Below are 25934 nucleotides of genomic sequence, written 5' to 3' on the forward strand. Positions count from 1 at the left end.
TATTGGATCTTTCCGTAACAGTTTCTTCTGTTATGTGCTTCTAGTAAATACATTAGCAAAAGTTTTAAATTAATTTAACCGTGACATTTTGATGTATCAGTTAGGTAACTTATAAAATTTGTGGTCTGCACTGAAGAGGGGACAAGATTGATAATTAAGATTGGAGTAAAAGAAAATGTTCAAGCTTAAAAATGACTTATTGATAGATGCATACCATAAGGCAGTTGAATTAAATATTGACCAAGACTTCATAATGTTGCTAATTATGGAAATAAACAGGAGAGGGATAGATAACGAACTAAGAAAATATCAATATAAGAAATAGCCTTGAGTCTAATTTGAAAAAAAGTCTGTGATCACCATTTGATTACAGACTTAAGTAATATAGTTTTCTAGAGTTAATTAGAATTACTTTAGTAAGTGTTGAGTCTTAATTTTTGAAAACTGTTGAATCTTATATGTGAAACACTGTGGATTTCTACTGGACGGTTACAGCAATCCAGTGGCTTCTCCGATATATCCATTTTGGATACTCCAAATTTTGTTATGGTCAACATCCTCCTGACTGAAAAAGCAGTCGACGGCCAAGGGTCCCCAAGAAAACTACTGATAGTTAAGTAATTCCATGTACATCGATTTATCGTACTGCAAAATGATTTCTAACTCTTTATAGACTTTTACGATTGTACCTAAGATGTAATTAATCCAAGGAAATATATCGTTGTTATTCTCGTGCCAACCGATAGAAGATCGTTGTTGTGTTTCATAATAACTCTCCTTCCTTTCTTCGGTCACTTTTTCTAAACTAATATATCTACCGACTTCAAAACCAGAATGATAAAGAGTCAGCAAGGTTAGTAAGCGAGCCATTCTACCTTCTTTTTCATCAAAAATAGCTTCCATGCATCGTCTATAGCTTTTCTATCAAGTGTTTGATGATGAATTTACTCTTTTATTCAACATATATTCTCCCCTTTTAATGTAGTAAACGGAAATGATAACTATTGTTTTAAAGTTGCACATAGAAATTACTACGTAAACTTTATGATTAAACTTGAGAATTATTAATAGTTTTTTAAAATACTGAAAACGATATCGAGTAAAGTTGTCAGTTGTCCATTTCTATTTTTATCTTTGTTTCATCCATGTGTATTTTCTAGAAAAGGGTAATTACGGCTAGGTGTTATTCTAGCGGTTATACTAATTTTTATATTTTAGAAATTAATGCTTAGAAGGATCGTTACCTTCAACATTTTGCTTATTGTTCTTCATTTCTAAAAACGGTGCCTGGTTTTGATATCAATTAAACACTCATTTGAATATAATATTGACATATTCAGAAAAGAAACATAGACTATAATCAAATGATTATTTGAATGAGGGTGACGGTGTGAGCCAAAAGGTAAAGCAAGAACATGATACATGTGAAATTTTTTGTTATGACGAAGAAAAAGTAAAGCGCATATCATCCATTGTAGAAGCGGAAAATTTCGCTCCAGTCGCAAGCATATTTAAGGCGTTATCCGATGAAACGAGGTTGAAAATTGCCTATTCCTTATTGCAAGAAGGTGAGTTATGTGTTTGTGATGTCGCTAATATTATTGGTGCGACAATGGCGACGGTCTCTCATCATTTACGCCATCTTCGAAACTTAGGAATTGCTAAGAGTCGAAAAGAAGGGAAATTGGTATTTTACTCTTTAGAAGATGAACATGTCAGAATGCTCGTACAAACAGCTGTCATTCATAGCAAGGAGGTGAAGGGTCGTGACTGAAGCAAAAGCATTAGAAACAGAAAAAAAGGTCTACCGGGTTAAAGGTTTTACTTGAGCAGGCTGTGCAACCACGTTCGAAAAGAACGTGAAACACCTGGATGGTGTTTTAGATGCAAAAGTGAACTTTGGAGCTTCCAAGCTAACGGTTGTAGGTGAGACAACGATAAAGGATTTAGAAAAAGCAGGAGCTTTTGAAAGTATAAAAGTGTTACCGGAGAATGACCTGGATGGATTTAAAGAAAAAAAGGAACCATTTGTTCTAAAATATCTTAATGTCATCGCGGCATCTCTATTTGTTATCTTTGGATATATTTCGCAATCGATATATGGAGAAGGACATATTTTCTCTATTCTCTTATTTGTTGCTTCTATCGTAACCGGTGGGTTTTCGCTCTTTAAAGTTGGTTTTAAAAATTTATTCCGACTGCAATTTGATATGAAAACATTAATGACGGTTGCAGTGATCGGTGCTGCAATTATTGGTGAATGGACAGAAGGAGCTATTGTGGTCATTCTATTTGCGATCAGCGAAGCACTTGAGCGATTTTCAATGGATAAAGCAAGGCAGTCGATTCGTTCTTTAATGGACATTGCTCCAAAAGAAGCACTTATTAGAAGAGATGGTCAGGAAATGATGATTAAAGTCGATGAGATTGAAATTGGTGATATCATGATCGTGAAACCTGGTCAGAAAATTGCCATGGATGGCATAGTGAGAAAAGGACACTCATCGGTCAACCAAGCAGCAATAACAGGGGAGTCAGTGCCTGTTGAAAAGCTGGTAAATGATGACATATTTGCAGGAACATTAAACGAAGAAGGGTTACTTGAAGTGGAGGTAACAAAACACGTAGACGATACAACCATTGCTAAAATCATTCATCTTGTCGAGGAAGCGCAAGGAGAGCGTGCCCCTTCCCAAGCATTTGTAGATAAATTCGCAAAATATTATACACCGGCAATTATGTTGATGGCAGCTCTTGTAGCTATATTACCACCACTATTATTACAAGCAAGTTGGGAGTTATGGGTGTATCAAGGTTTAGCGGTTCTTGTTGTCGGATGCCCTTGTGCCCTCGTCATATCGACACCTGTAGCAATTGTTACAGCCATTGGAAATGCCGCCAAAAATGGGATATTGATTAAAGGTGGAATTTATTTAGAAGAAGCCGGTGCCTTAAAAGCAATTGCCTTTGATAAAACAGGTACTTTAACAAAAGGTAAACCGGTTGTAACTAACTTTATCACCTATCAGGAAAAAGCAAACGAGCAGGAATTACTATCGATCATTGCTGCTTTAGAATACCGTTCACAACATCCTCTTGCTTCAGCGATTATGATAAAAGCTGAGCAAGAAAAGGTCCCATACATGGATCTTGCGATAGATGATTTCTCTTCCATAACAGGTCAAGGCATAAAAGGGACAGTGAACCGAACAGAGTTTTACATTGGTAGCCCTTCTTTATTTACCGAATTACTAAACGGTGAACTATCTTCTCAAGTGGAAGAGGACGTTCAAATCCTTCAAGAACAAGGGAAAACCGTCATGATTATTGGAGCAGAAAATGAGATTTTAGCGATCATTGCAGTAGCCGACGAGGTGAGAGAAACAAGCCAAGAAGTCATTAAGAAATTACATGACTTAGGGATTAGAAAAACAATTATGCTCACGGGTGATAATAAAAGAACGGCTACGGCAATTGGTAGTCATGTAGGAGTAACGGATGTTCAGGCGGAACTCATGCCGCAAGATAAACTAGGCTATATTAAAAAATTACGCTCTGAATATGGAAATGTCGCCATGGTTGGGGATGGAGTGAATGATGCTCCAGCTTTAGCAGCTTCTACTGTCGGGATTGCGATGGGGGGAGCAGGTACAGATACTGCGTTAGAAACAGCAGATGTGGCGTTAATGGGTGATGATTTAACAAAACTTCCGTACACGGTTAAGCTCAGTCGAAAAGCTTTGAACATTATTAAGCAAAATATTACCTTTTCCTTAGGAATTAAACTACTAGCCTTATTGTTAGTAATTCCGGGTTGGTTAACTCTTTGGATTGCCATCTTAGCGGATATGGGGGCAACTTTACTTGTCACACTTAATGGATTACGGCTTTTACGATTGAAGGATAAATAAATATCAAAGAGAGTTTAGGATAATCTAAACTCTCTTTTCTGCATTAAAAGATGATCCAGACGGATATCCTACAAGATGAAATAGCTGTATTTACAAAGCTAGCAGAGCATTTAGAATTACCAATCACACACATGGTGTTTTAAAGGTCTATTTATTGGAGTAAGTTAAAAAAGTAGCACTATTTCAGGAACTAGGGGAAGATACACAATACATAGAAAGAAAGGTAAAAGGAGTGCTCGTGCAGTACGAAAATAGACCGGGAATTTTCTTGTGATGTAGTTCAAATAATAATGCTATATTATAAATGACAAAAAAGTAGGAGCACACCTGATTGAATGCCTGTTTTCCCCTTTTTTTCAATTTTTTTAGACTTTAGGTGAAATTACATAAGTGCCAAGCTATTATTAGAGTTTTCGATCAAGTATTCAAATAATAAAAAGCCCTATATTTTGTTAGACAAATTGCACATTGTTCTAGGTGAATGGCACATTCTGTAACATTATTCCATATAGTAAGAGGGAAGTTTCCTAGAGCAAACTTTTAGCTGTAGTCTTAAAATCCAATTTAATGGGGGGATAAAAGATGATCGAAATTTTCATGAGTTTTGATCCTGTGGTTCAGGCACTTATTGGTACTCTATTTACTTGGGGAATGACAGCACTTGGCGCTGCATTAGTTTTTACTACAAAAAATGTTAATCAAAAATTTCTAGACAGTATGTTGGGTTTTGCGGGTGGAGTAATGATTGCTGCGAGTTTTTGGTCACTCCTTGCTCCTGCATTAGAAATGGCAGAAAGTGATGGCATACCTAGTTGGATTCCCGCTGCTGTTGGATTCCTACTAGGAGGTCTTTTCTTATACTTAGCAGATAAACTATTGCCCCATCTTCATCCTAATTCTCCGGTGGAGAAAGCAGAGGGAATTCAATCGAAACAGAAAAAGCGAAGCACTCTCCTCGTGCTTGCTATTACTTTACACAATATACCGGAAGGGCTAGCTATTGGAGTAGCTTTTGGTGCTGTGGCGGCAGGATTTCCTTCTGCCACATTGATGGGGGCTATTACCCTTGCGATTGGGATTGGTATTCAAAATTTTCCTGAAGGCGTTGCTGTCTCAATGCCTTTAAGAAGGGATGGAATGTCACGACGTAAGAGTTTCGTCTATGGTCAATTTTCTGGAATGGTTGAGCCAATTGCTGCAGTGATTGGAGCCATGGCAGTGGTTTTTATGGAACCTCTTCTCCCTTATGCATTGAGCTTTGCGGCAGGTGCAATGATCTTTGTTGTTGCTGAGGAAGTAATTCCTGGGTCACATGAGAAGGGTAATGGTGATCTAGCATCTATAAGTTTAATGATAGGTTTTACAATAATGATGATACTTGATGTAGCACTTGGGTAAAAAACATCAAAAAAGTTGTAATAAATGAAAAGTTAAGTGAAGATAATGGTATCTGTTTGGACAGCGGTTAGTAATTCTTTTAAAAACACAACTCAATGGATGTCACGAGACAGTATGTGTGCAAAATTCCAAGACGCTCATTGCCAAGAATAGGCTATTTTCTGCTGTAAGTGTGCAAAAGAGTGCCGTAAAATGGTAATGTAATACGAACATAAGCAGGCGACCTCCGTGGTCTGTTTTTATGTAATCAAAATTAAGAAGGGATACTTATGATTGGATAAGCTATTAAGAAATTGGACAGACCGAAGTCGGGTGGCTGAAATTAAGACTGGTGATAAAGTAAGTCCTCTTTGTAATGGACGTAAGGATGAAGTAGGTAATAAAGAAAAAAAATAAAGCTGGAATGATTTGATCATGGCTTCCTTCCGAATTTAATCAAACAGTTTTCTACATTATTGATCCGCACATATAAAAGCATGAGTAGAACTTATTTCATTATAAACTCATAAATCGTAGCCCATTTACAGCAGACAATTCTGACTAAAAGAGCTTGTTCAAAAAGCCAAAACCACCCTTTTTGAACCTTTAGTATCTTTCTCCTAATGCGGAGTTGCAATGGCTTCACTCACTGCGCATCTATCCGAGAAAACCACTCGGACCGACTTAAAACATGGCAGTGGCTTCGCTCATTGCTTAGAGCTTGTTCAAAAAGGGAAGACCACCCTTTTTGAATAAGCTCTAAAATAAAGAAAGTTTGATAAGGTTTAAAAACTTCTTAGGGAGGTATTAATAATGGGAAAGATAACATTAAATGTTACTGTGTCAGCGCAATAAAAGGCGCTTTTAGGAAAATTAGATGGAGTTAATTCAGTAAGAATGAAACGCCGAGCGAAGAAAGGTCGTACTCATGGTAGTCCGGCCTCATTTGCCATTCAGGACAATTTCATGCTGTTGGAAAAATATGTTTTACTATGATGTGATTCACATAATTTCTTCACATTTCTTTGATAATGTAAAGAATAATAGCAAAAAAGGATAAAAGGAGGGGGAACAAAATTGAGTAATAAAATGATTTTTGCGATAAAAGGAATGACCTGTGCTTCTTGTGTGAACAGGGTTGAGAAAAAAATCTCTAAGATAGAAGGCGTAGCATCTGTTTCAGTGAATTTAGCATCAAACCAAGCTCAAGTTGAAGTCGAGGACAGTTCGGTAACCTCAGAACAAATTACAGAAGCAATTGAGCAAGCTGGGTATGAAGCAAAACGAATGGATGAGGACGACCACAGTAAAGTATTGTTTTCTGTTAAAGGGATGACCTGTGCTTCATGTGTCAATCGGGTAGAAAAGACCATCTCAAAAGCGGAAGGCGTTCGTTCCGTTACGGTTAACTTGGCAGCCAATCAAGCTCAAGTTGAAGGTGAAAAAGGAATCTTACAGCCAGAAGAAGTTATCAGGAGAATTGAAAAAATAGGGTATGAAGCTTCTATTATCAATGAAAGTGATCAAGAAGTAACAAACGATCAAGAGGAAGAAACAAAAAAACTGTTAAAAGACTTTACCATTGCAGCTATTTTGTCTTCAGTTGTTTTATTGGGGAGTATCCCACATATGATGCACGGTTGGGGAGCATGGGTACCCTCTTTTTTATCTAACCCGTTTTTTTTACTTATTTTAACGAGCTACATACAACTTGTGCCTGGTTGGAGATTTTATAAGAATAGCTACAAGGTTTTGAAAAATGGTTCAGCTGATATGAACGTGCTTGTAGCAATGGGAACAAGTGCAGCGTGGCTGTATAGTGGAGCGATGACGTTATTTCCGACTCAACTAACAGATATGGGATTTCCATATCAACTCTATTATGATGTGACGACAGTTATTACGACACTTATCCTCCTCGGGCGCTATTTCGAAGCGAAGGCTAAAGGTCAAACCTCAACAGCGATCAAGAAGTTGTTAAGCCTGCAAGCTAAAACAGCGAGAGTCGTTAGAGATGGGACCGAGCTTGAAGTAGCAGTAGATGAAGTTAAAATCGATGATGAAATCATAGTTCGACCTGGGGAGCGAATCCCTGTAGATGGAGTAGTAATTAAGGGAAGATCAACAATAGATGAATCGATGTTAACGGGTGAATCCATTCCAGTTGAAAAAACAACGGGTGATGAAGTCATTGGTGCAACCATTAATAAATCAGGCAGTTTTCGTTTTCGTGCTACAAAAGTAGGGAAAGAGACAGCACTCGCTCAAATTATACGAATGGTGAATGAAGCCCAAGGATCAAAAGCTCCGATCCAACGTATAGTTGATGTAATTTCTGCTTATTTTGTTCCTGCCGTCCTTTTGACTGCCGTCATTTCCTTTGTTATTTGGTTTTTTGTCGGACCAGACCCTAGTCTTATCTTCGCTTTAACAACATTTATTGCCATTCTTATTATAGCTTGTCCTTGTGCATTAGGTTTAGCAACACCAACTGCGATCATGGTTGGAACAGAAAAGGGTGCTGAAAATGGCATCCTTATTAAAAACGCAACAAGTTTAGAGCGTGCCCATAAAATTAAAACGGTTGTATTAGATAAAACAGGTACGATTACAGAGGGTAAGCCTAAGCTGACTGATTTGCTACCGACTGAAACGTTTACTGAGGAACAGTTGTTACAAGTAGCTGCTTCAGTGGAAACGGTATCAGAGCATCCGCTTGGAGAAGCGATTGTTGAAGCGGCAAAAGAAAAAGAACTCACGATTGATGCTCCGGACTCTTTTGAAGCAATTGTCGGTCATGGGTTATTAGCTAAATTAAATAATAGAGAAGTCTTAATTGGTAATATTAAATTAATGAATAAATACAATATTGATCTTAAAACATATGAAAAAAAGGCGATTGCCTTAGCTGATCAAGGAAAAACCCCTATGTATGTGGGAGTAGATGGACAATTTGCTGGTGTGATTGCCGTTGCAGATACGTTAAAAAAAGAAACGACTGTAGCAATAAAAGCATTACAATCAATGGGGATTGAAGTGATCATGTTAACAGGAGATCACGAGCGAACAGCTAAAGCGATTGCAGAAGAAGCAGGTATTGAACATTACATTGCTGAGGTATTGCCTGAACACAAGGCAGAAGAAGTGAAGAAGTTACAATTATCAGGAAAAGTTGTTGCAATGGTGGGAGATGGAATTAATGATGCTCCAGCACTTGCTCAAGCAGACGTAGGTATTGCAATAGGAACAGGAACTGACATAGCGATGGAAACAGCGGATATTACGTTGATACGTGGCGATATTAAAAGTGTAGTGACGGCCTTACAATTATCAAAAGCAACAATGAGAATGATTTGGCAAAACCTTGGATGGGCATTCGGTTATAATATTGTCCTTATTCCAGTGGCAGCTGGTCTACTTTATCCGTTATTCGGGATCCTTTTAAACCCGATGATAGCGGGTGCTGCAATGGCATTTAGCTCGGTATCTGTTATTTTAAACACGTTAAGACTTAGAAAATTTAAATCGACTATTTAATGATTAGAAGAGCTTGTTCAAAAAGGGTGGTCTTCCCTTTTTGAACAAGCTCGAAGCAATGAGCGAAGCTACTGCAATGTTTTAAGTCGATTCGAGTGGTTTTCTCGGATAGACGCGCAGTGAGTGAAGCCATTGCAACTCCGCATTAGGAGAGAGGATACTAAAGGTTCAAAAAGGGCGGTCTTCCCTTTTTGAACAAGCTCGAAGCAATGAGCGAAGCCACTGCAATGTTTTAAGTCGATCCGAGTGGTTTTCTCGGATAGACGCGCAGTGAGTGAAGCCATTGCAACTCCCATTAGGAGAGAGGATACTAAAGGTTCAAAAAGGGTGGTCTTCCCTTTTTGAACAAGCTCTAGAAGTGAGATTTCTTATTAATGATAGAGATGTTACTTCTTCTTTGAAAGAAGGAAAAGGGACGCAAATGTGAACTTAATGAATCTTCATACTTTTTTCATAAACAAGTGATAATATTCCAGAAGAAAAGTAAAAAAGTAAAAGAGAGGATTGATTTTCATTGAAGGCGATGATCGTAAACAAGCGCTTCTTATTAATAAGCTTTCTCGTGTTGAGTCTAGTTCTTACTGCATGTTCTCCAGAGGATTCAGACAACACGGAAGAGGTTCATCATGGAAATGGAGAGGGGATGGACCACGGTGATGGAAAGGATGGTGAAGATCATCATGGCGAATATGAATCAGGTGAGGTGGAGATGGATAAGCAAGAGAATAGAGTGCATTTAGAACAGATTGCTGCAACTCCTCCTGAATCGTTAAACGAAAATGCAACAATCGGATTAAGCGTAACAAATACAAAAAATGTCACTCGCTTAAATGAGGATGACCCCGTTGCTCTATCGATCCAAGCTTCTCAAACGGTATGGCCTGCGACGCATGAAACAAACCAACCTGGAACGATTATTCTTGCACCTTTAAATCAATGGCAATATGCATTGGCTTCCTTAACATTAGTGCATCACCCGAATGATGGTCCAATGCTTTATTGGGAAAAGGAGATTTCAGACGATGTGTTAACTGAACTTAGCCGTCTTCAACCAAAAGGGAATAATGAAGGCGTACAAGTTCTTGTTTTAGGTGATATTGATGACAAAGAACTGAACAAACTAGACGACTATAACGTTGAACAAATAAAGGGTGAAAATCCTGCTGACTTCGCTAAAAAGGTAGAAGAACGCTTTTCAGAGACAATTTCAGGGATTCAACCGAATGTCATCATTGGCTCTTCGGAAGAAAACGCTAAAGAATATACGATAACGGTAGCAAACTGGATTACCCATATGAATGAATCACTGTTGTATGTGAATAATGAAGGAATTCCTCAAGAAACGATCGATGCTTTAAAAAGTAGAGATGATGGTGTAACGATATATATTATCGGCCCAGAAGAAGTTATTTCTGAAGATGTTGCCGATGAACTAGAGACTTATGGAACTGTACATCGTATTGAAGGTAAGGATCCAGTTGCTCAATCAATCGAGTTTGCCTCTTTTAAAGACGCTGAAACAGGCTTTGGTTGGGGGATTACTAATCCAGGACACGGCTTCGTATTTTCTTCTACAGGAACACCTGAACTGGCCATCGCTGCTGCTCCTTTTGCTCATTTAGGTAAGCATGCACCATTAATTTGGCTAGATGAAGGGGAAGTAACAAGCGAATTATATGAATACATGGCTAGCGTAAAACCTGCATTCATTGAAGAACCGACGGAGGGTCCATATAACCACGGATATGTAGTTGGATCTTTCAACCATGTATCATTCGCTACACAAGGCATCTTAGATGAAAAGATGGAAATTGTATCACTAGGTGGAGATGACCATGGTGGACATTAATTAAGTGAGGAAGGTTAGCATAGAGCTAACCTTCTTTCTTCTTAAAAGGTGCAAATAACGAACATTCTAGTTAGGCCTTTTTGGATTGTTGATGTTGACATTGGACACGTATTTATCTAAAAATAATACAAGTGGATCTATCACATAAAAAGTAACGATTGATCTTCCTATGTTACTTAGTATGTATTAATTAATGAGGTGTAAGTGTGAAAAAAATTCTTATTGTAGATGATGAGAGACAAATGCAAGCGTTAATTTCCTTTTGTATAAAATCCTCAGATTTTGATGTGAATACAGCATCCTCGGGGCAGGATGCAATCAACTTGCTTGAGGAGAAGCACTTTGATCTGATGCTACTTGATATTATGATGCCTGAAATGGACGGATTTCAAGTACTAAAGATCCTAAATCAGAGTAATGTTGCTGTCCCAGTTATCATACTTTCGGCAGTTGGAGAAACAGACTCTATTGTCGAAGGGTTAAATCTTGGTGCGTATGATTACATCACAAAACCGTTTGAACCAAAGGAGCTTGTTGCAAGAGTTAATTCTGTCTTACGACGGGTCCAACCTTTAGTCGATAAAACGAAGATTAGGAGTATGTACGGCCTAACTCTTGATCAACTTAATCACACAGTTACATACAACAGAAAAATAATTACTTTTACGAAAAAAGAATATCAATTATTCTCACGCCTTTTTGCCCAACCAGGAAGAGTGTATACGAGAGAGCTTCTTTTTTCTTTAGAATGGGAGGATTTTGATGACAAAGACTATCGAAACGTCGATGCTCATATTAAGAATATTCGGGAGAAGTTGAAACAAGCAGGTGTTAAGAACCCAGTAATTGAAACGGTTTGGGGTGTTGGTTACCGAACACCACAGCATGAGGAAGTAAAATAATGAAATTATCTACTAAATTGGCATCTTTGTTTTTTTTGTCAACAGTTTTAATTATTATCGCAATGGGAACGTCATTTTATTTTCTTTCAAAGTCTTTTTATAAAGATCAACTTCAAAAAGACATTGAATATCGACTTGAAGCTCATCGTGAGGTCATTGAGGCACACATGAACCCAGAAACGTTTTGGCACGTGGTTATAATGGAACAGAAAGAACGAGAGAATTCATTTATTATTTATGACACAGAGTTCAATGTACAAGCAAGTAATCAGCAGATATCTCGTGACATGCTTGAGCGTTACCGCGACTGGTTGATGGAGGCTACAGAATTCAAAACGAGAAGAACGGACTTTATTGAAACAATGGTTCATCACATTCCACATATCTGGTCTTTTGAACCGTTTATGGAAGATGAGGAAGTAGCAGGGTATTTGTTTATTGACCAAGATACTGGAAGTTTTGAGGAAGCCAGATGGAAGCTTTTCGTCATTGCAACCGTAATGGGAATGATCACACTTTTATTTTCAGGGATTCTCATCATTTTCTTTTCAAAAAAGATCACATTACCTTTAACCAATGCACGAAATTTAACAAAGAGAATTGCAAAAGGAGATTTTGATGTTGAATTGATAAGCAAAGGAAAAGATGAACTGGCAGATCTAATGAAGGATATCACCTCAATGGCAAGACAGCTTAAGGAATACCGTGATAGTAGACAACAGTTTTTAACAAACATTTCCCATGACCTTCGTACCCCGTTGACGTATATTAAAGCATATTCAGCTCTATTAAAAGATAAAGAGTTAGATCCTGAACTAATCAAAGATCAATCAGCTGTCATCTATCTAGAAGCGACTAGAATGGAAAGACTAGTGATAGACCTCTTTCAGCTTATGAAGCTGGAAGAAGGAAAAGTCACGATGACTATGCAGGGAATTGACCTAGTTGACTTCATTCGTACTGTCACTAAAAAAGTAAAATCAGCCTCAGATAAGAGAAAAATAGATTTACTTGTTTCATCATCACAATCTGAAATTGTAGCGAACGTTAATATCGATCTGTTTGAACGAGCTTTATTAAACCTTTTGAATAATGGGGTTCGTCATACAAAACCGTTTGGTCAGATTAAGATTAGAATAACTAAACAGCTAAACGATATAAAGATCGAAATCGAGGACAATGGTGAAGGAATTCCAGAAGAAGCTCTTCCTTATATATGGGATCGATTTTATCGAGTTGATAAATCCCGCTCTTCAATGAGTGGAGGTAGTGGGCTGGGGTTAGCTATTACAAAGCAAATCATTGAACATCATGGTGGAACTATTAATATTAGTAGTACAGTAAATGTAGGAACAATTTTTACAATTATGCTACCACGGATATACTAATTATTGTGATTTCAGCTATAGTAATTATGGCTATTTTCTTTGGCGAAAAGTTTTTTTTACAGTCAGACTCATCCTCTAAGGACTTTCTGAGGAAGAGTTGAACGCAATAGTAAACTTTTATGGAAATTCTCATTTACTAACCAAATCGAAAGAACGAATTACACAAAGAGAAACTTTACGAAAAGGCCGAGGAAGAAAACACAACCCTCGGTCTCTTCTACCTTCAATCTCTTTAAAAGACTTTCCATATGATTTCTAAGTTCAACTGATTTACCTCTGTATTTTTGGATAGTGAATGAAAATGTCCAATTGACACTTTATCACCATCCATATCTAATAAGCTGTATGCCACATAATATATCTTTTATTCATGGAAGTGGGGGGCGGTAATTAGATTTCTAAAGAAGTACACTGGATACGAAAACCTACGAACTCCTGGGCATCAACCTGAATAAACTAAATAAATAACAGGTTAGAAAGGGGAAGTATCATGAATCCAATGGACTTTTTCAATCAAAAAAAGGCTGGATTTCCATTTAATCAAGTGCACGGAACTCAATTTTCTCCCGAGTATTTGCATCAGATTAAGAATATGGTGAAGCAGTACAATTCAGTCATGACCGATGATTTTTGGGGAACTTTTAACGGATTTAATGAAAATCAAAAGAAAGAAGCAACAAAACAAATACTTCCAATTGAAATTTGGGAAAGTAGTGAATCTATTTATCTGTCCATTGTTGTACCAGGTTTATCTAGGTTAAGTCATGCCAAAATAGTTTTCCAAAATGGTCAAGTACTTTTACTTAAAATTAAATCATCTTCTATAAAACCAGCTGGAGGAGAATCATTAATAAAAAGTGAGTTGCCCCAGCAAATTTATGAAAGAGAAATTTTTCTTGAGAAGCCTGTGAACACATCTGATTATTCGTCAAGTTACGATAACGGCATACTAACCTATACGTTTGAAAAAGCGAAGGATAGTTGGAATCAGCGTAGTAAAAGTAAAAACGAACTGGAGATCCCGTTTGACTTATAAAAGGAGGAGTGTTATTCCTAATCTGTTAACATAAGAAAGAAATGCCCCAAAAGGATTTGAGCTCAGAACAAAAAAATTCTCTATGATCATTTAATATTACCAATAGTAGATTACCCCAAGTATTTTAATGCCTTATTCTACCACTATATAAGCGATCTAAGTAGTCAAATAAAAGTGGAGGGATAAAGAATGAATAAAAATCTTCTTAAGGTGTCTACAGCTCTCCTATCTTTTAGTATGGTTATAGGTTGCAGTGCCATCGATTCAGAAGAACCTGATTTAGATGAAGAACCGTCGGAACAAACTGAAGAAATTGAAGAAGGACAAAACGAATAATAGGAAATCAACCCTTTAATTCTATTTGAATTAAAGGGTTTCTTCGTTCTAAATAATTGCTAAATGGTAACTTTACTAAGGCCGCTTTCCTTCGTTAATTTTAAGTTCCTTATTTTCACACTTTCATCATATTTGTTTTGTATAGTTAGATAGATAATAAGTAAAATAGAGGGAGGGAAGAAAAGCTGCAATATCTTTTAGGTATTCACAAAACATTGGTGCGGATCACTCGTCTTATAAATTTGATTTAGTGTTGACATACCATTTAGTGTGCAATAATGGTAAGGTAACATCTGCATGTGGGCAGGAATTCTATTGTTGTAGCCCCACATACTTATTGTTTATTTATTTGGAAGAAAAATGATGATGACTAATTTATAGGAGGAAGAAGAAATGAAACAATTACTATACAGCATTGGTGCGCTTTTAACTTTGTTAAATATTCCTATTAATGTTTTAGCGCACGGAACGGAAGATGAACATCAACAAGAGCTTTTATTAAATTCAATGCTGAAAAATGGACTCATTTCATCGATAGTTTTATTCGCCGCGCTTATTGCCGTGTGGTACTTTTTGAAAAAGAAAATGAATAGTTTAAACATGAAAAAGAAAGAAGAAAGTGTTAAGAGAAATAGATTAAATACATTATCAAAATCAGTGCTTTTCATTAGTGTTATTCCGTTATTAGCAGCCGTTATTCTTGGATTTATGCAGAATAACGAGAGTACTGAAGATGCAGTTACTTTTATGCATATCCACGGGTTAGATTATACTGCTGATGGACAAGAGATTTATGTTCCTGCTCATGATGGATTAAAGATCTACTCTGAGGGTATGTGGTCTAATCAAACAGAAGGTGAGCTTCATGATTATATGGGCTTTTCGATGGTGGAAGATGGCTTCTATAGCAGTGGGCACCCAGCTCCTGGCTCAAAAATGGCAGATCCATTTGGGATCGTAAAGAGTATAGACAAAGGGAAGACTTTAGAAATCCTAGACTTATACGAAGAAATAGATTTCCACGGCATGACTGTCGGATATAAGACAAAAGACATCTATGTATTTAATCCAGCACCAAACTCAAGAATGGATAAACCAGGTTTTTATTATTCAACGGATGAAACGAAGACGTGGAATCAAAGTAAACTAGAAGGGTTAGTTGGACAAGCTTCTACGCTAGCTGCTCACCCAACCGAAAATGGAGTAGTAGCGATTGGCACAGATAGTGGAGTGTTTTTATCTACGGACTATGGAAATTCATTTGAGTCTTTACTTGAAAATGTGAGTGCTGTGGCAGTATCTTTTGATCACAGTAATTCTCTATTGGTCACTGTACCAGGAAAGTTATTGTCTATTAGTTTAGATGGTACAAAACAAACGGATCTAAACATCCCTCAATTAAATAGTGATGATGTTATTGCTTATGTAAGGCAAAATCCACAAGAAGCGAACGAATATGTTTTTGCCACTTTTAATAAAGATATATTTATTACGAAAGATAGCGGTGAAACGTGGATGGAGATTGTTGATCAGGGGACTGCAAAATAAGAGCAACTCAACTAAATTCTAACAGAAATACGCTTGGATCTAGAATCCGAGCGTTTTCTAATTCCTGCAAGCTTAATTAAGCCCATACCCATCTGCGTATGGGCTTAATCATTATTTTGCAACATCTTGTAAATGGGTATCTAAAGAATGCTTTTGATCAAGCATTCGTTTCAATTCTTTTTTACTTTGTTTTGATACAAGGATATACAGCATGTCGCCAGCTTGAATTCTTGTTTCTCCATAAGGCGTAATTAGATCACCATTCCTGATAATGGCATTTACTAGAACGTCTTTTGGAAACATTATTTCAGCTAAAGATTGATAGACTAACGCATTATCTTCATTTATTTCGACTTCAATAACTTCTGCATTTGCTTTGCCGATGGAAACAAGTTCTAATGAATGAATGGGAGTATCCTTTTTCGTACCGGTTAATTTAAGTTTTTCAGCAATAAGAGTAATCGTAGACCCTTGTATTAAAGCTGAAGTTAACACAACGAAAAAGACAACATTGAAAAATAACTGGCTATTGGCAAGACCAGAGATCATGGGAAACGTAGCTAAAACAATTGGAACCGCTCCTCGTAAACCGGCCCATGATAGAAAAATCTTTTCCCTTAAATCAAATTTCATTCCAATCGTTGATAAGAACACGGCAATCGGTCTGGCAATAAGGATTAAGATAAAGGAAAGTATTAAGCCTTTTACAATGATATCTAATTGGAACAACTGTACCGGGAATACGAGCAATCCAAGAATGACAAACATTAAGATTTGCATCATCCATGCAAATCCTTCATTAAAACGAAAGATCGAGTGGCGGTAAGTCAAATCTGCATTTCCTAATACAAGTGCTGCTACATAAACTGCAAGTAAGCCACTTGCTCCGATTAGGCCAGTTACACTATAGGTTAATAAGGCAAAAGCCATTGCAAAAATAGGATATAAGCCACTCGAATCCAGGTTTATTCGATTAATGGCATAGGTAGCGATTTTTCCAAGCACTAACCCGATCAAAAGTCCCATCCCCATTTGCCAAAAAAATGAGCCAACGAGAAGAAAATAATTAGGCTGGTCTGTCAGTAGTAACTGTATAAAAGAGATCGTTAAGAAAACAGCCATCGGGTCGTTCGTTCCTGATTCTGCTTCTAATGTAGAGCCAAGCCGTTCACGAAGATTTACCCCTTTTAGTACAGCAAAGACAGCAGCTGCATCTGTTGAACCAACTATGGCACCAAATAAAAATCCTTCTAGCCATGTGACATCTAAAATAAATTTAGCAGCAACTGCGACGACAGATGATGTAATTAACACACCAAATGTAGCAAGTGATAATGCCGGGACCGTGACAGGTTTTACGGAGGACCACTTTGTTTGCAAACCACCCTCAAATAAGATAATCACTAGTGCTAATATACCGACTAACTGAGCGTATTTAGCATTATCAAAATAAATAAAACCAATACCATCACTACCAGCTACCATCCCAACCAACATAAATAATACAAGGGCTGGTACGCCAAGACGTGTTGAGAATTTTGCTGTCACTACACCTGCAATTAAAAGGAGGGCAGCCATTAAAATAAAGTAATCCGTATTAAATATCCCATCCAGCATAAGGTGATCCTCTCCTTTTCCTTTCTATTTTACTAATTACTTTCTTAAAGATTCACATTTATTTGAGGTGGTTCACTTTTCTCATCACTAATTCCAATATAGCGTAAAGTAGCTCCACGTGTTTCATGATTAAAACGTCGTTGTAAGAGAGAAATAGCTACTCCTTGTTTATACCCGTGATAGCCAAATGTTTTCCGTAATGTATGCGTACCAACCTTATCGAAAATGCCAGCTTCTAAGGCAGCCTGATTTATGATTCGATAAGCCTGCTGTCGAGTGATAGGTCCTTTTTTATTCGAAGATAAGAACAAATAATCGTCCTTACTGTAATTCATTTGTTTTACATAACTATGAATGGCTTGTTTCACATTTTTATTTAAATGAATTTTTTCCGTTTGAGATTTGTTGTTAATGACTAGGAAATCACGGGGAGAACTCTCGTCTATGACATCACTGTACAAAAGTTCTAACATTTGACTAATACGTAAACCGGTGTTAATTCCAAGAACGAATAGTAAAAAGTCCCGTTTCGAACGTTTTCGTAAATAGCGTTTCATCATGAGAATTTTCTCAACTTGACGAATAGGCTCTACAAATTCCATCATACAACCTCCTGATAGAGTTACATATAGCTATTATAACATAGATTTATGTAACGTATAGGATTTGATATTTAATTCAGATAATTATAATCACTATAAGTAAATGTGGGTTCTACATAGTTACTGTTATGTAAGTGAAAAGAAAGAATTAGCAATAATTCGAGGAGGCTGAACAGGAAAGGAGACCAAGTTTTCTAATAGGCATGATAGTAAGGCTGTTTCATCAGAAAAACAAAGCAGTGTAGCTTTGTTTTTCTGATGGCCATTTTAACTATGAATGGAGGCTTTTGTTTAAGGTTGGTCAAACTAACGGTTTTGGTGTTATAGCGACTGACAAGGTTCAAAATGTTTAACTTAGTAACTTACCTAAAGGCCTAAAGATCTTTTCTAATACTTGCATTGGACTTGTCGTATCTGGGAAGAACACAAGAAAGACAGCCAGGAACAAACTAATAATGAGTAGTGTCATAAACGTCATTTTTTCTTTTTTCTGGTCTGGATTGATTATTGGCCACTGAAAGTAAACGATCAGAGATAAGACAACGATGATACCTACTGTGTAAAGCCATTCCATTTCTTATCCACCTCACTTAAACCCTTGGACTTGACCTCTTCTAATAATATCCGTATTGATATCGAATGTAACCTGAACAGTTGGAAATATTTCCTCCCAATCTCCTTTCATTTTCTCCCATTCCTTAGGATATGTTGTTTCAATCACCCTCGCAAAATCAAAAATATCTGCTTTCATTCCTTTTTGAACCTCCTCAACTGCTTCTTTCATTCGTTGCTCCAAATGCTCGTTGACCTCTTTCTGTGCGATTTCCATATCTTCAGGGATCCCCAGATCTAAACTAGTTTCGTTAATAGTCACTTCAAGCACAACATCTGATTTAATGGTCATTTTCCACGGGCCATTTGCCTTTTCCGGGATGAGCTCCGTATTGGCTTCAAGGATTGCCCCAGATATATATCCTTCTCCTTCTTTTGGTTTAATGGAAATATTGCCATGTTCGATCTCATCTTTTATCCAGTTGACACCTCTTGTAACTCTATCATCTAGCGTTCCAATCATTTTATCCTCTTTTAGGATAGCCGATCCAGAAATATACGCAATCGTCTCCAAGTCGCTTCCTCCCTCTGCTGGTGGTAATACTTGTATCATTGAAAGATTAGCTACTCCTGAGTCACTTTGTAACATTTGCATCAATTCTAATAACGTAACACTAAAAAATGTCTCATAAATGGCCATTTCACGTAGTACTTCTGCTGAAGTAGGTTCAATAGGAGGAAGTAATGCCATTACTTCCTTTGCACGATTTTTTGCGACAAATACGTATGCTCTAACTCGTGGCTCTCGGTGTCGAAGAAAGTACTCGATTTCATCGGAAATCCCTTCTTTGGCTAGTTCTTCTCCGATAACAAATACTTCCGAGTGACCCCAGAATACTTTTCGTGGAAGTCTTTCTTGAAGCTTTTCTAATGCCTCAGCGATGTTTACTCCCACTCCACTCCTAGTCACTGTTTTCCCAACACCACCGCCTTCTCCGCCTGTCGCTCCAGCCTCCATCCCCGGACTAATGATTTCTACCGTAACTTCAATTGAATTATTTTCCTTTTTATCTAAAGCCACTCCCGTGATAAGAGCAATATCATTAATTTCATGTCGGTCCCAACAACCAGGAAAAACAAAGCTACTCGCAAAAATAAGGAAAATTAATAGAACCTTCTTCACCCCTCGGTCTCCTTTCTATTCCTTTTACTTAGTATGTAAGCAACAAATAGAAAGAACATTGGAATCAGCGTATTGAAAATGAGACTTAAAAAGGGCTCTGATGATTCTATATAAGCATAGTATTCGGTCACATTAGGCACTTGCCAAATGGTCAATACTACTAACAGAAAACCAATTGGCCAAACGAGGAGACGATAGTCTGAAAGGTTAAGCCACTCAGCAGTTCCCAATACAACTACATAATAAAATATACCTATTTTCATAAACGCACTAGCGACCCAAATGGCCATAACAATTGACTCAAGATGGGAGAGGAAATCAGCAACAGCAATATATCGAACAACACTCATTAATGGAAAGGTAAAACTATCTACTACGTTGCCAAACACGAGCAGAACAATGAAATTCGTTGCAACCATTGTCATTGTGATCATTACTATCGAAATGACACCCCATTTTTTACTGTTTTTTTGGTCAGAAATAAACGGCAAGAGAAAGGAGAGGACAAAAAATTGACTGAACCAAGTTAAAAGAGGAATAGCCCCCTTGATTGATGGAACAATCCCTTTCCCGAAAATAGGCTGCATCTGCATAACATCAATATCAGGTAGGAGAAGGATAATCATCACGATAATAAATACTAAGAAAATAGGAATGACCACTTCTCCTACCCTTGTCAATACCTCTAGCCCTCCATTTATAGCAAACCCACACAAAAAAACCATTCCTCCAATGATAACAACTAGTGGTGTTTGTGGAAGAACGGTAGCACTCAAGAACTCCCCATATGACCAAGTGATAAGACTATTTGCATGGAAAAAATGAAGCAAAATCGGCAAGGTAAGGACTCTCCCAAGTACCGAGCCAAAAATAAGTTTGCCTTGTTCAATGATCGATCCTTTCGGGTATAGTTGATAGAGCTTCATAACAACGTAGAGCATGAGAAACAGTACGATAGAGGACCAAATTGGTGAAATCCACATATCACGTCCTGCTTCTCTATTCGTTATAGCCGGGGCAAAAAGAATACTAGTCGCCAACATCGTTAAATACATGACAATAGCCATTTGTCGGGCAGATATTTTTCCTTTTTCAATCACTTGTTTCACCTCCGCGTTTTGGTTCTGGCTTCTGATGAGGTGCTTGCCGGTATTTGTTATATACTCCGCTTAAATGAGGACGTGTGTTCATTTTCCATAAAGGTTCCCTTACAAGTACATCTCTCAATCCTCTTCCCATTGGCGCGAGAGGAGACAGATAAGGCTCACCAAAGGAACGTAATTTACAGAGATGGATAATAATAAAAAGCAAACCAAACATAACTCCAAGTAGTCCTAATATTCCGCCAAGAATCGTTAAAGGAAAGCGTAATAATCTGATCGCAAATCCAAAATCATAGTTAGGAATCGTAAAGGAAGCAATACCTGTAAGAGCCACCACCATAACCATTGGGGCTGATGTCAAACCAGCCTCAATCGCAGCTTGACCAATAACGAGTGCTCCCACAATGCTTACCGCAGCACCCACCTGCTTAGGTAGTCTAATCCCTGCTTCACGGATCGCTTCAAAAGTGAATTCCATTAGCAACGCTTCGACGAGTGCTGGAAAAGGAATCCCTTCCCGGGAAGCAGCAATACTCACGATAAGATTAGTCGGAACCATTTCCTGATGATAACTCAAGACGGATACATAAAGTGAAGGAAAAACAAGTGAAATAAATACAAGGACATACCGTAACCAGCGAATGACTGAACCAACCATAAACCGCTTATAATAATCTTCACTAGATTGTAGAAGAGAAAATAAAGTAGTCGGAGCGATTAACACAAAAGGTGTGCCATCGACAAGGATGACAACACGTCCTTCAAGTAAGCTTGAAACAGCCACATCTGGTCGCTCCGTTGTCATCAATTGCGGGAAAGGAGAATAAGAGTTATCCTCAATCAGTTCCTCAATATACTCAGATTCTAGGATCCCGTCGATGTCAATTTTCTGTATACGCTCTTCAACTTCTTTAATAAGAGTCTTATCTGTAATTCCTTCAATATAAGCGAGGCTAATCTCTGTTTGTGTGTAACGGCCGACTTTCATTGACTTTAGTTTGAAATGAGGGCTTTTTAGTTTTCTTCGCAGCAGTGACGTATTTACGCCTAATGTTTCGACAAACCCTTCTCTTGGCCCTCGTACCACAGATTCAGTAGCAGGTTCTTCTATGGAACGCTTTTCCCATTTGGCCAACCCTAAAGCAAATCCACTGTTTTCTCCTTCTACTAGCATGACTGGAAACCCGTTTGCTAGGTGCTCAATACAGTCGGCAAAAGTGTGAACTTCTTGTATCTTTGAAACAGAAATTTTTTTGGTCACTAATTCACTAAAGTTCAAATCTTTATCATTATCTGCATCTGCAGATTCCCGCATAAGGGGGCCAAGAACATTTGTATCCAGTTCCTCAATGTTGGATAAACCTTCAACATAGATGATATACGCTTCAAATTGTTCACCAATAGAAAAAGGGCGAAAAACGACATCTGAACAATCACTATATATTAAACGGAGTGTTTCTAAATTTTCAGTTAGTATGGGAGAGAGATTATCGAATTGACTTTTCATTTGTTCCTCTTTTTGGCGCTGTTTTTCTATAAATTTGTGCCGACGAAAAAACATAATTTCCCCCTCCTACTAACGTTTCTATACGATAGTACTTCTCTAGGCTAATTCCATTCTTAGTTGGTCCATTAATTACTAGAAATATACAGATTTTGCCCAGATTTCTGTTTTATGAATCAGTCATTTGGTAATCGCGCTTATATTGTGGAATGTTATATACTAAAAAAACGTAGGTGGTTAGTCTAATAGGGACGAAATTAAATTTTTATAAGAAGTAGAATTATAAAGTGGAAATTATGTTTTTTGTCAATAAAACTAGACAGTTACTAGAAAACAGAAGATTACACGCTGGAGGAACATTGACAATGATAGAAGGTAAGGAAGAAGCTGATGCAAATATTTGATCTAACTTCTTCCTTAAGGGGAATATTGAGACTTATTCCTTCATGTACTACTTCATTTTAAAGTTTTTCTTCCTTAAAGAGCCCAGTGCTTATAGGATTTTTTAATCTTTCTTCACTGCAACTATCAAAAAAATATATTTTTTTTGAAAATCATGTAAATATAGTATACAATATAAAAATACGTCAATACTTAAACGCTTTTATGCATTAAAGTGAAACAGGTAGAAAAAAGTTTTAGGGGGAAGTAAGATGCAAATGAATAAGGTATTAACTATCCTATCTATAGGAATTTGTCTTTTATGGCTAACAGCATGTGGGGGACAAGAGGAAGTCACAACTAAAAGTAAAGCATCAGACCAAGAAAATAACGGTACATCAACAAAAGTGAGTGAGGAAGTCGTCACCATAAAAGTAGGTCATATCGCTCCAGATGGAGAAGCTTATGCGTTAGGGTTTGAAGCATATGCTGATGCCGTTGAAGAAGCAACTAATGGACAAGTTCAATTTGAGATCTTCGGTAATGGGACTTTGGGAGGGGAAAGAGAGTTATTAGAAGGAATCCAATTAGGAACTTTGGATATGAGTCTCGTCACAACTGGGGTAGTCAGTAACTTTGTTCCAGAAGTAACTGCTCTTGAATTTCCTTTTTTATTTAGAGATTTAGAACATGTTTATAAAACATTAGATGGTGAAGTAGGTCAGGAAATATTAGAAAAGATGTCGGATGCCGGTTTTAAAGGAATTGCATTTTGGGAAAATGGGCAGCGTCATATAGCTAATAGCAAACATCCGATTCAATCGCCTAATGATCTAAAGGGATTAAAGATGCGAACCATTGAGAGCGAAATTTTACTAGACACTTACAGTGCTTTAGGAACAAACGCAACTCCGATGGCATTTCCCGAAGTGTATGGAGCTTTGCAACAAGGAGTTATTGATGGATCGGATTTTTCATATGGGGTGATTTGGAGTACAAATGTGTATGAGCAGACTGAGTATTTATCAGAGACAGGACTCTATTATTCTTCAGCAACACTTGTCATCAATGAAGATCTTTTGGAATCATTGCCTGAAAACGTACAAGAGGTTATTGTAAGTCTTGGAAAGGAATATGCTCAAATCCAAAGAGATATATCTCAAGAGTTAGAGGCGGAACAAAAACAAAATCTGCTCGATAATGGCGTTCAGATCATTACTATGGACGAGGTTGATATCGAAGCATTTCGTGCGAAAGTGCAACCCGTTTATGAAAAGCATGAAGAGCGCTTTGGTGATTATATCGAGAGAATTCAAAATAGTAATTAATTTCAATAAAAAGTCTCAACTATTATTTATGATAGTTGAGACTTTTTATTTCTTTAGAGGAATCATTGTTAAATGTGATGTTATGTTAATCACAGAAGTGAATGAAATTAAATAGTATTCTAAAAATAGGAACAGTAAGAGGTATTCAGAACTGTTCAAATAAAGTTTGTAAGGATTCAGGAGGAGATCTTTTATGAGATTTAACATTCGTGGTGAAAATTTACAAGTTACAGATGCAATCAGGAAATACATTATTAAAAAGGTTGAAAAACTAGACAAGTATTTTGATGATTCTATTCATGCCGAAGTACAAGTGAAATTAAAAGTGTATGAAAGAAATACGAAAGTAGAAATCACTATTCCATTAAAAACCTTACTCCTTCGTGCCGAAGAACAGCATGAGAACATGTATGCTACGATTGATTTAATTATTGATAAATTAGAACGCCAAGTTCGTAAATATAAAACAAAAGTAAATCGCAAACCTCGTCAAGAAAAAGCTGTGAGAAAGAATACCGCTAATGCCATTATGATTATGGAACCTGAAGCGGAAACACTAGCAGAAGAAAATACTGATCATATTGTGAGAACGAAACGGTTTTATTTGAAACCGATGGATGCTGAGGAAGCGATTTTGCAAATGAATATGTTGGGTCATCAGTTCTTTGTTTATACTGAGGCTGAAACGTCTCTGACTAATATTGTCTATCAAAGAAATGATGGGAAATATGCTGTTATTGAAACAGAATAATCGTTAAGTATACTCTTTACTCATAGAAAAGTCAGCTCCTTTGGGAGCTGACTTTTCATTTAGGACTAGGACTTTCGATTAAGCTCGACAAATTATTTCCTGAGCAATAGAAAATTATTTACTAATAAACATTTGCGTCCAGTAATGACCATTTTGTTGGTATCCCACACCAATATGCGTGAAATCTCCATTAAGAATGTTAGCGCGATGCCCTTCACTATCCATCCATGCTTGAACAACTTCTTGAGCTGAACGTTGTCCTTGAGCAATGTTTTCACCAGCTGAATTATATGATATATCGAAATCACGGATCATGTCAAAGGGAGATCCGTAGGTTGGACTTGTGTGCGAGAAGTAGTTATTTTGCTGCATATCATTTGATTTTGCCCTTGCAACATTACTTAAAGAAGCATCTGCTTGTAAATCTGATAAGCCATTGTTTCTTCTTTCTACATTTGTTAATTCAATTACTTGTGCCTCTATGTCACTTATATCCGCAGTTTCTTCAGGCTGAGCAGGTTTTTCTTCTTTATGTGGCTGAGGTTCAGGTTGTTGCTGTTTAGGAGCAGGTTGTTGCGGTTGCTCTGTTACTTCAGGCTGTTGCTGTGTAGGCGTTTCAGCAGGAGCGCCTGGTTGTTGTTGCACTGGAGTACCAGCTCTTAGTTTTTGAGAAATTTCCTCTGGTGTTAGTTGCGTTACGCCCTCTGGTAGTTGTCGAGCAACTTCTTCGGGAGAGAACTGTTCGATTCCTTGAGGAAGGTGATTAATAATTTCTGGTGGCAATAATCGTTCGATTTCATTTCGTGTTAACTGAGCGGATTGAACAACCTCGAAATCATATTTGGCATGTTGTACGGTAATTGGTTTTGTGTGAGGGAATTCTTCGCTAGAGTTGGTTGTGAAATCACTTGAAATTTGCCCTTCTCCAACATTTGCTTGTTCCATAGCATTGTTATCATTGTTACAACCAACAATTAACAGTAGAAATAAAATCATCAACATAAACGTAATATTTTTATTTGTCATATA

23 protein-coding genes are annotated in these 25934 nt (G+C 37.3%); 14 read left to right on the top strand and 9 right to left on the bottom strand.

Features of this window, described 5'->3' with window-relative positions:
• The first annotated feature begins 175 nt into the window (after positions 1-175).
• Positions 176-325: a sporulation histidine kinase inhibitor Sda gene (locus LDX58_RS04040; protein ID WP_227935576.1), complete on the top strand. Its 150-nt coding sequence runs from the start codon at positions 176-178 to the stop codon at positions 323-325.
• Positions 326-489: 164 nt separating this feature from the next.
• Here LDX58_RS04040 and LDX58_RS26605 read toward each other — a convergent pair whose 3' ends face one another.
• Positions 490-588, bottom strand: coding sequence for a DUF6241 domain-containing protein (locus tag LDX58_RS26605; protein ID WP_227935577.1), 99 nt, complete (start codon positions 586-588; stop codon positions 490-492).
• A 15-nt stretch (positions 589-603) separates the two neighbouring features.
• The gene (locus LDX58_RS04050; protein WP_227935578.1) at positions 604-870 is read right to left on the bottom strand and encodes a Fic family protein; all 267 of its coding nucleotides are present in this window, start codon (positions 868-870) and stop codon (positions 604-606) included.
• Between the two features lie 520 nt (positions 871-1390).
• On the opposite strand from LDX58_RS04050, the gene LDX58_RS04055 reads away from it, so the two are divergent.
• The 11 genes from LDX58_RS04055 (at position 1391) to LDX58_RS04100 (ending at position 15884) form a co-directional block, all read left to right on the top strand.
• Positions 1391-1774, top strand: coding sequence for an ArsR/SmtB family transcription factor (locus LDX58_RS04055; protein ID WP_227935579.1), 384 nt, complete (start codon positions 1391-1393; stop codon positions 1772-1774).
• Positions 1767-3911, top strand: coding sequence for a heavy metal translocating P-type ATPase (locus LDX58_RS04060; protein ID WP_227935580.1), 2145 nt, complete (start codon positions 1767-1769; stop codon positions 3909-3911). The genes LDX58_RS04055 and LDX58_RS04060 overlap by 8 nt, the downstream gene beginning before the upstream one ends.
• A 582-nt stretch (positions 3912-4493) precedes the next feature.
• A complete protein-coding gene (locus LDX58_RS04065; protein WP_227935581.1) occupies positions 4494-5309 on the top strand; it encodes a ZIP family metal transporter in 816 nt (271 codons plus the stop codon).
• A 273-nt stretch (positions 5310-5582) separates the two neighbouring features.
• A complete protein-coding gene (locus LDX58_RS25810; protein WP_265416562.1) occupies positions 5583-5705 on the top strand; it encodes a hypothetical protein in 123 nt (40 codons plus the stop codon).
• A gap of 672 nt (positions 5706-6377) precedes the next feature.
• Positions 6378-8825: a heavy metal translocating P-type ATPase gene (locus tag LDX58_RS04070; RefSeq protein ID WP_227935976.1), complete on the top strand. Its 2448-nt coding sequence runs from the start codon at positions 6378-6380 to the stop codon at positions 8823-8825.
• Positions 8826-9348: 523 nt separating this feature from the next.
• Positions 9349-10674 carry a cell wall-binding repeat-containing protein gene (locus tag LDX58_RS04075; RefSeq protein WP_227935977.1) on the top strand — a complete coding sequence of 442 codons (1326 nt, stop codon included), beginning with the start codon at positions 9349-9351 and terminating at the stop codon, positions 10672-10674.
• 206 nt (positions 10675-10880) lie between these two features.
• Positions 10881-11576: a response regulator transcription factor gene (locus LDX58_RS26370; RefSeq protein WP_227935582.1), complete on the top strand. Its 696-nt coding sequence runs from the start codon at positions 10881-10883 to the stop codon at positions 11574-11576.
• Complete coding sequence (locus LDX58_RS04085) at positions 11576-12964, top strand: sensor histidine kinase (protein WP_227935583.1); 1389 nt, start codon at positions 11576-11578, stop codon at positions 12962-12964. The genes LDX58_RS26370 and LDX58_RS04085 overlap by 1 nt, the downstream gene beginning before the upstream one ends.
• A gap of 490 nt (positions 12965-13454) precedes the next feature.
• On the top strand, positions 13455-14000 hold the full coding sequence (locus LDX58_RS04090; protein WP_227935584.1) for an Hsp20 family protein: 546 nt from the start codon (positions 13455-13457) through the stop codon (positions 13998-14000).
• A gap of 189 nt (positions 14001-14189) precedes the next feature.
• On the top strand, positions 14190-14336 hold the full coding sequence (locus tag LDX58_RS04095; RefSeq protein ID WP_227935585.1) for a hypothetical protein: 147 nt from the start codon (positions 14190-14192) through the stop codon (positions 14334-14336).
• 393 nt (positions 14337-14729) lie between these two features.
• A complete protein-coding gene (locus LDX58_RS04100; RefSeq protein WP_227935586.1) occupies positions 14730-15884 on the top strand; it encodes a F510_1955 family glycosylhydrolase in 1155 nt (384 codons plus the stop codon).
• Positions 15885-15995: 111 nt separating this feature from the next.
• On the opposite strand, the gene LDX58_RS04105 is transcribed toward LDX58_RS04100, so the two are convergent.
• The 6 genes from LDX58_RS04105 to LDX58_RS04130 form a co-directional block, all read right to left on the bottom strand.
• Entirely contained in the window at positions 15996-17501 is a 1506-nt protein-coding gene (locus LDX58_RS04105; protein ID WP_227935587.1) for a potassium/proton antiporter, read from the bottom strand.
• A 44-nt stretch (positions 17502-17545) separates the two neighbouring features.
• Entirely contained in the window at positions 17546-18103 is a 558-nt protein-coding gene (locus tag LDX58_RS04110) for a tyrosine-type recombinase/integrase (protein ID WP_227935588.1), read from the bottom strand.
• Between the two features lie 349 nt (positions 18104-18452).
• Positions 18453-18677: a hypothetical protein gene (locus LDX58_RS04115; protein WP_227935589.1), complete on the bottom strand. Its 225-nt coding sequence runs from the start codon at positions 18675-18677 to the stop codon at positions 18453-18455.
• Between the two features lie 12 nt (positions 18678-18689).
• A complete protein-coding gene (locus LDX58_RS04120; RefSeq protein WP_227935590.1) occupies positions 18690-19838 on the bottom strand; it encodes a Ger(x)C family spore germination protein in 1149 nt (382 codons plus the stop codon).
• Complete coding sequence (locus tag LDX58_RS04125) at positions 19835-20938, bottom strand: GerAB/ArcD/ProY family transporter (protein ID WP_227935591.1); 1104 nt, start codon at positions 20936-20938, stop codon at positions 19835-19837. The genes LDX58_RS04120 and LDX58_RS04125 overlap by 4 nt, the downstream gene beginning before the upstream one ends.
• Entirely contained in the window at positions 20931-22502 is a 1572-nt protein-coding gene (locus LDX58_RS04130) for a spore germination protein (RefSeq protein ID WP_227935592.1), read from the bottom strand. Before LDX58_RS04130 ends, LDX58_RS04125 begins: the two co-directional genes overlap by 8 nt.
• A 596-nt stretch (positions 22503-23098) precedes the next feature.
• Between LDX58_RS04130 and LDX58_RS04135 the strand changes: the two genes are divergently transcribed.
• A complete protein-coding gene (locus LDX58_RS04135; RefSeq protein ID WP_227935593.1) occupies positions 23099-24154 on the top strand; it encodes a TRAP transporter substrate-binding protein in 1056 nt (351 codons plus the stop codon).
• A gap of 193 nt (positions 24155-24347) precedes the next feature.
• Entirely contained in the window at positions 24348-24905 is a 558-nt protein-coding gene (gene hpf, locus LDX58_RS04140) for a ribosome hibernation-promoting factor, HPF/YfiA family (protein ID WP_227935594.1), read from the top strand.
• A gap of 114 nt (positions 24906-25019) precedes the next feature.
• On the opposite strand, the gene LDX58_RS26375 is transcribed toward hpf, so the two are convergent.
• Positions 25020-25931: a CAP domain-containing protein gene (locus LDX58_RS26375; protein WP_308017448.1), complete on the bottom strand. Its 912-nt coding sequence runs from the start codon at positions 25929-25931 to the stop codon at positions 25020-25022.
• Positions 25932-25934: the final 3 nt, after the last annotated feature.

The sequence above is a fragment of the Alkalihalobacillus deserti genome, from assembly GCF_020734105.1.
In the GTDB taxonomy this organism is placed as follows: domain Bacteria; phylum Bacillota; class Bacilli; order Bacillales; family Bacillaceae_D; genus Halalkalibacter; species Halalkalibacter deserti.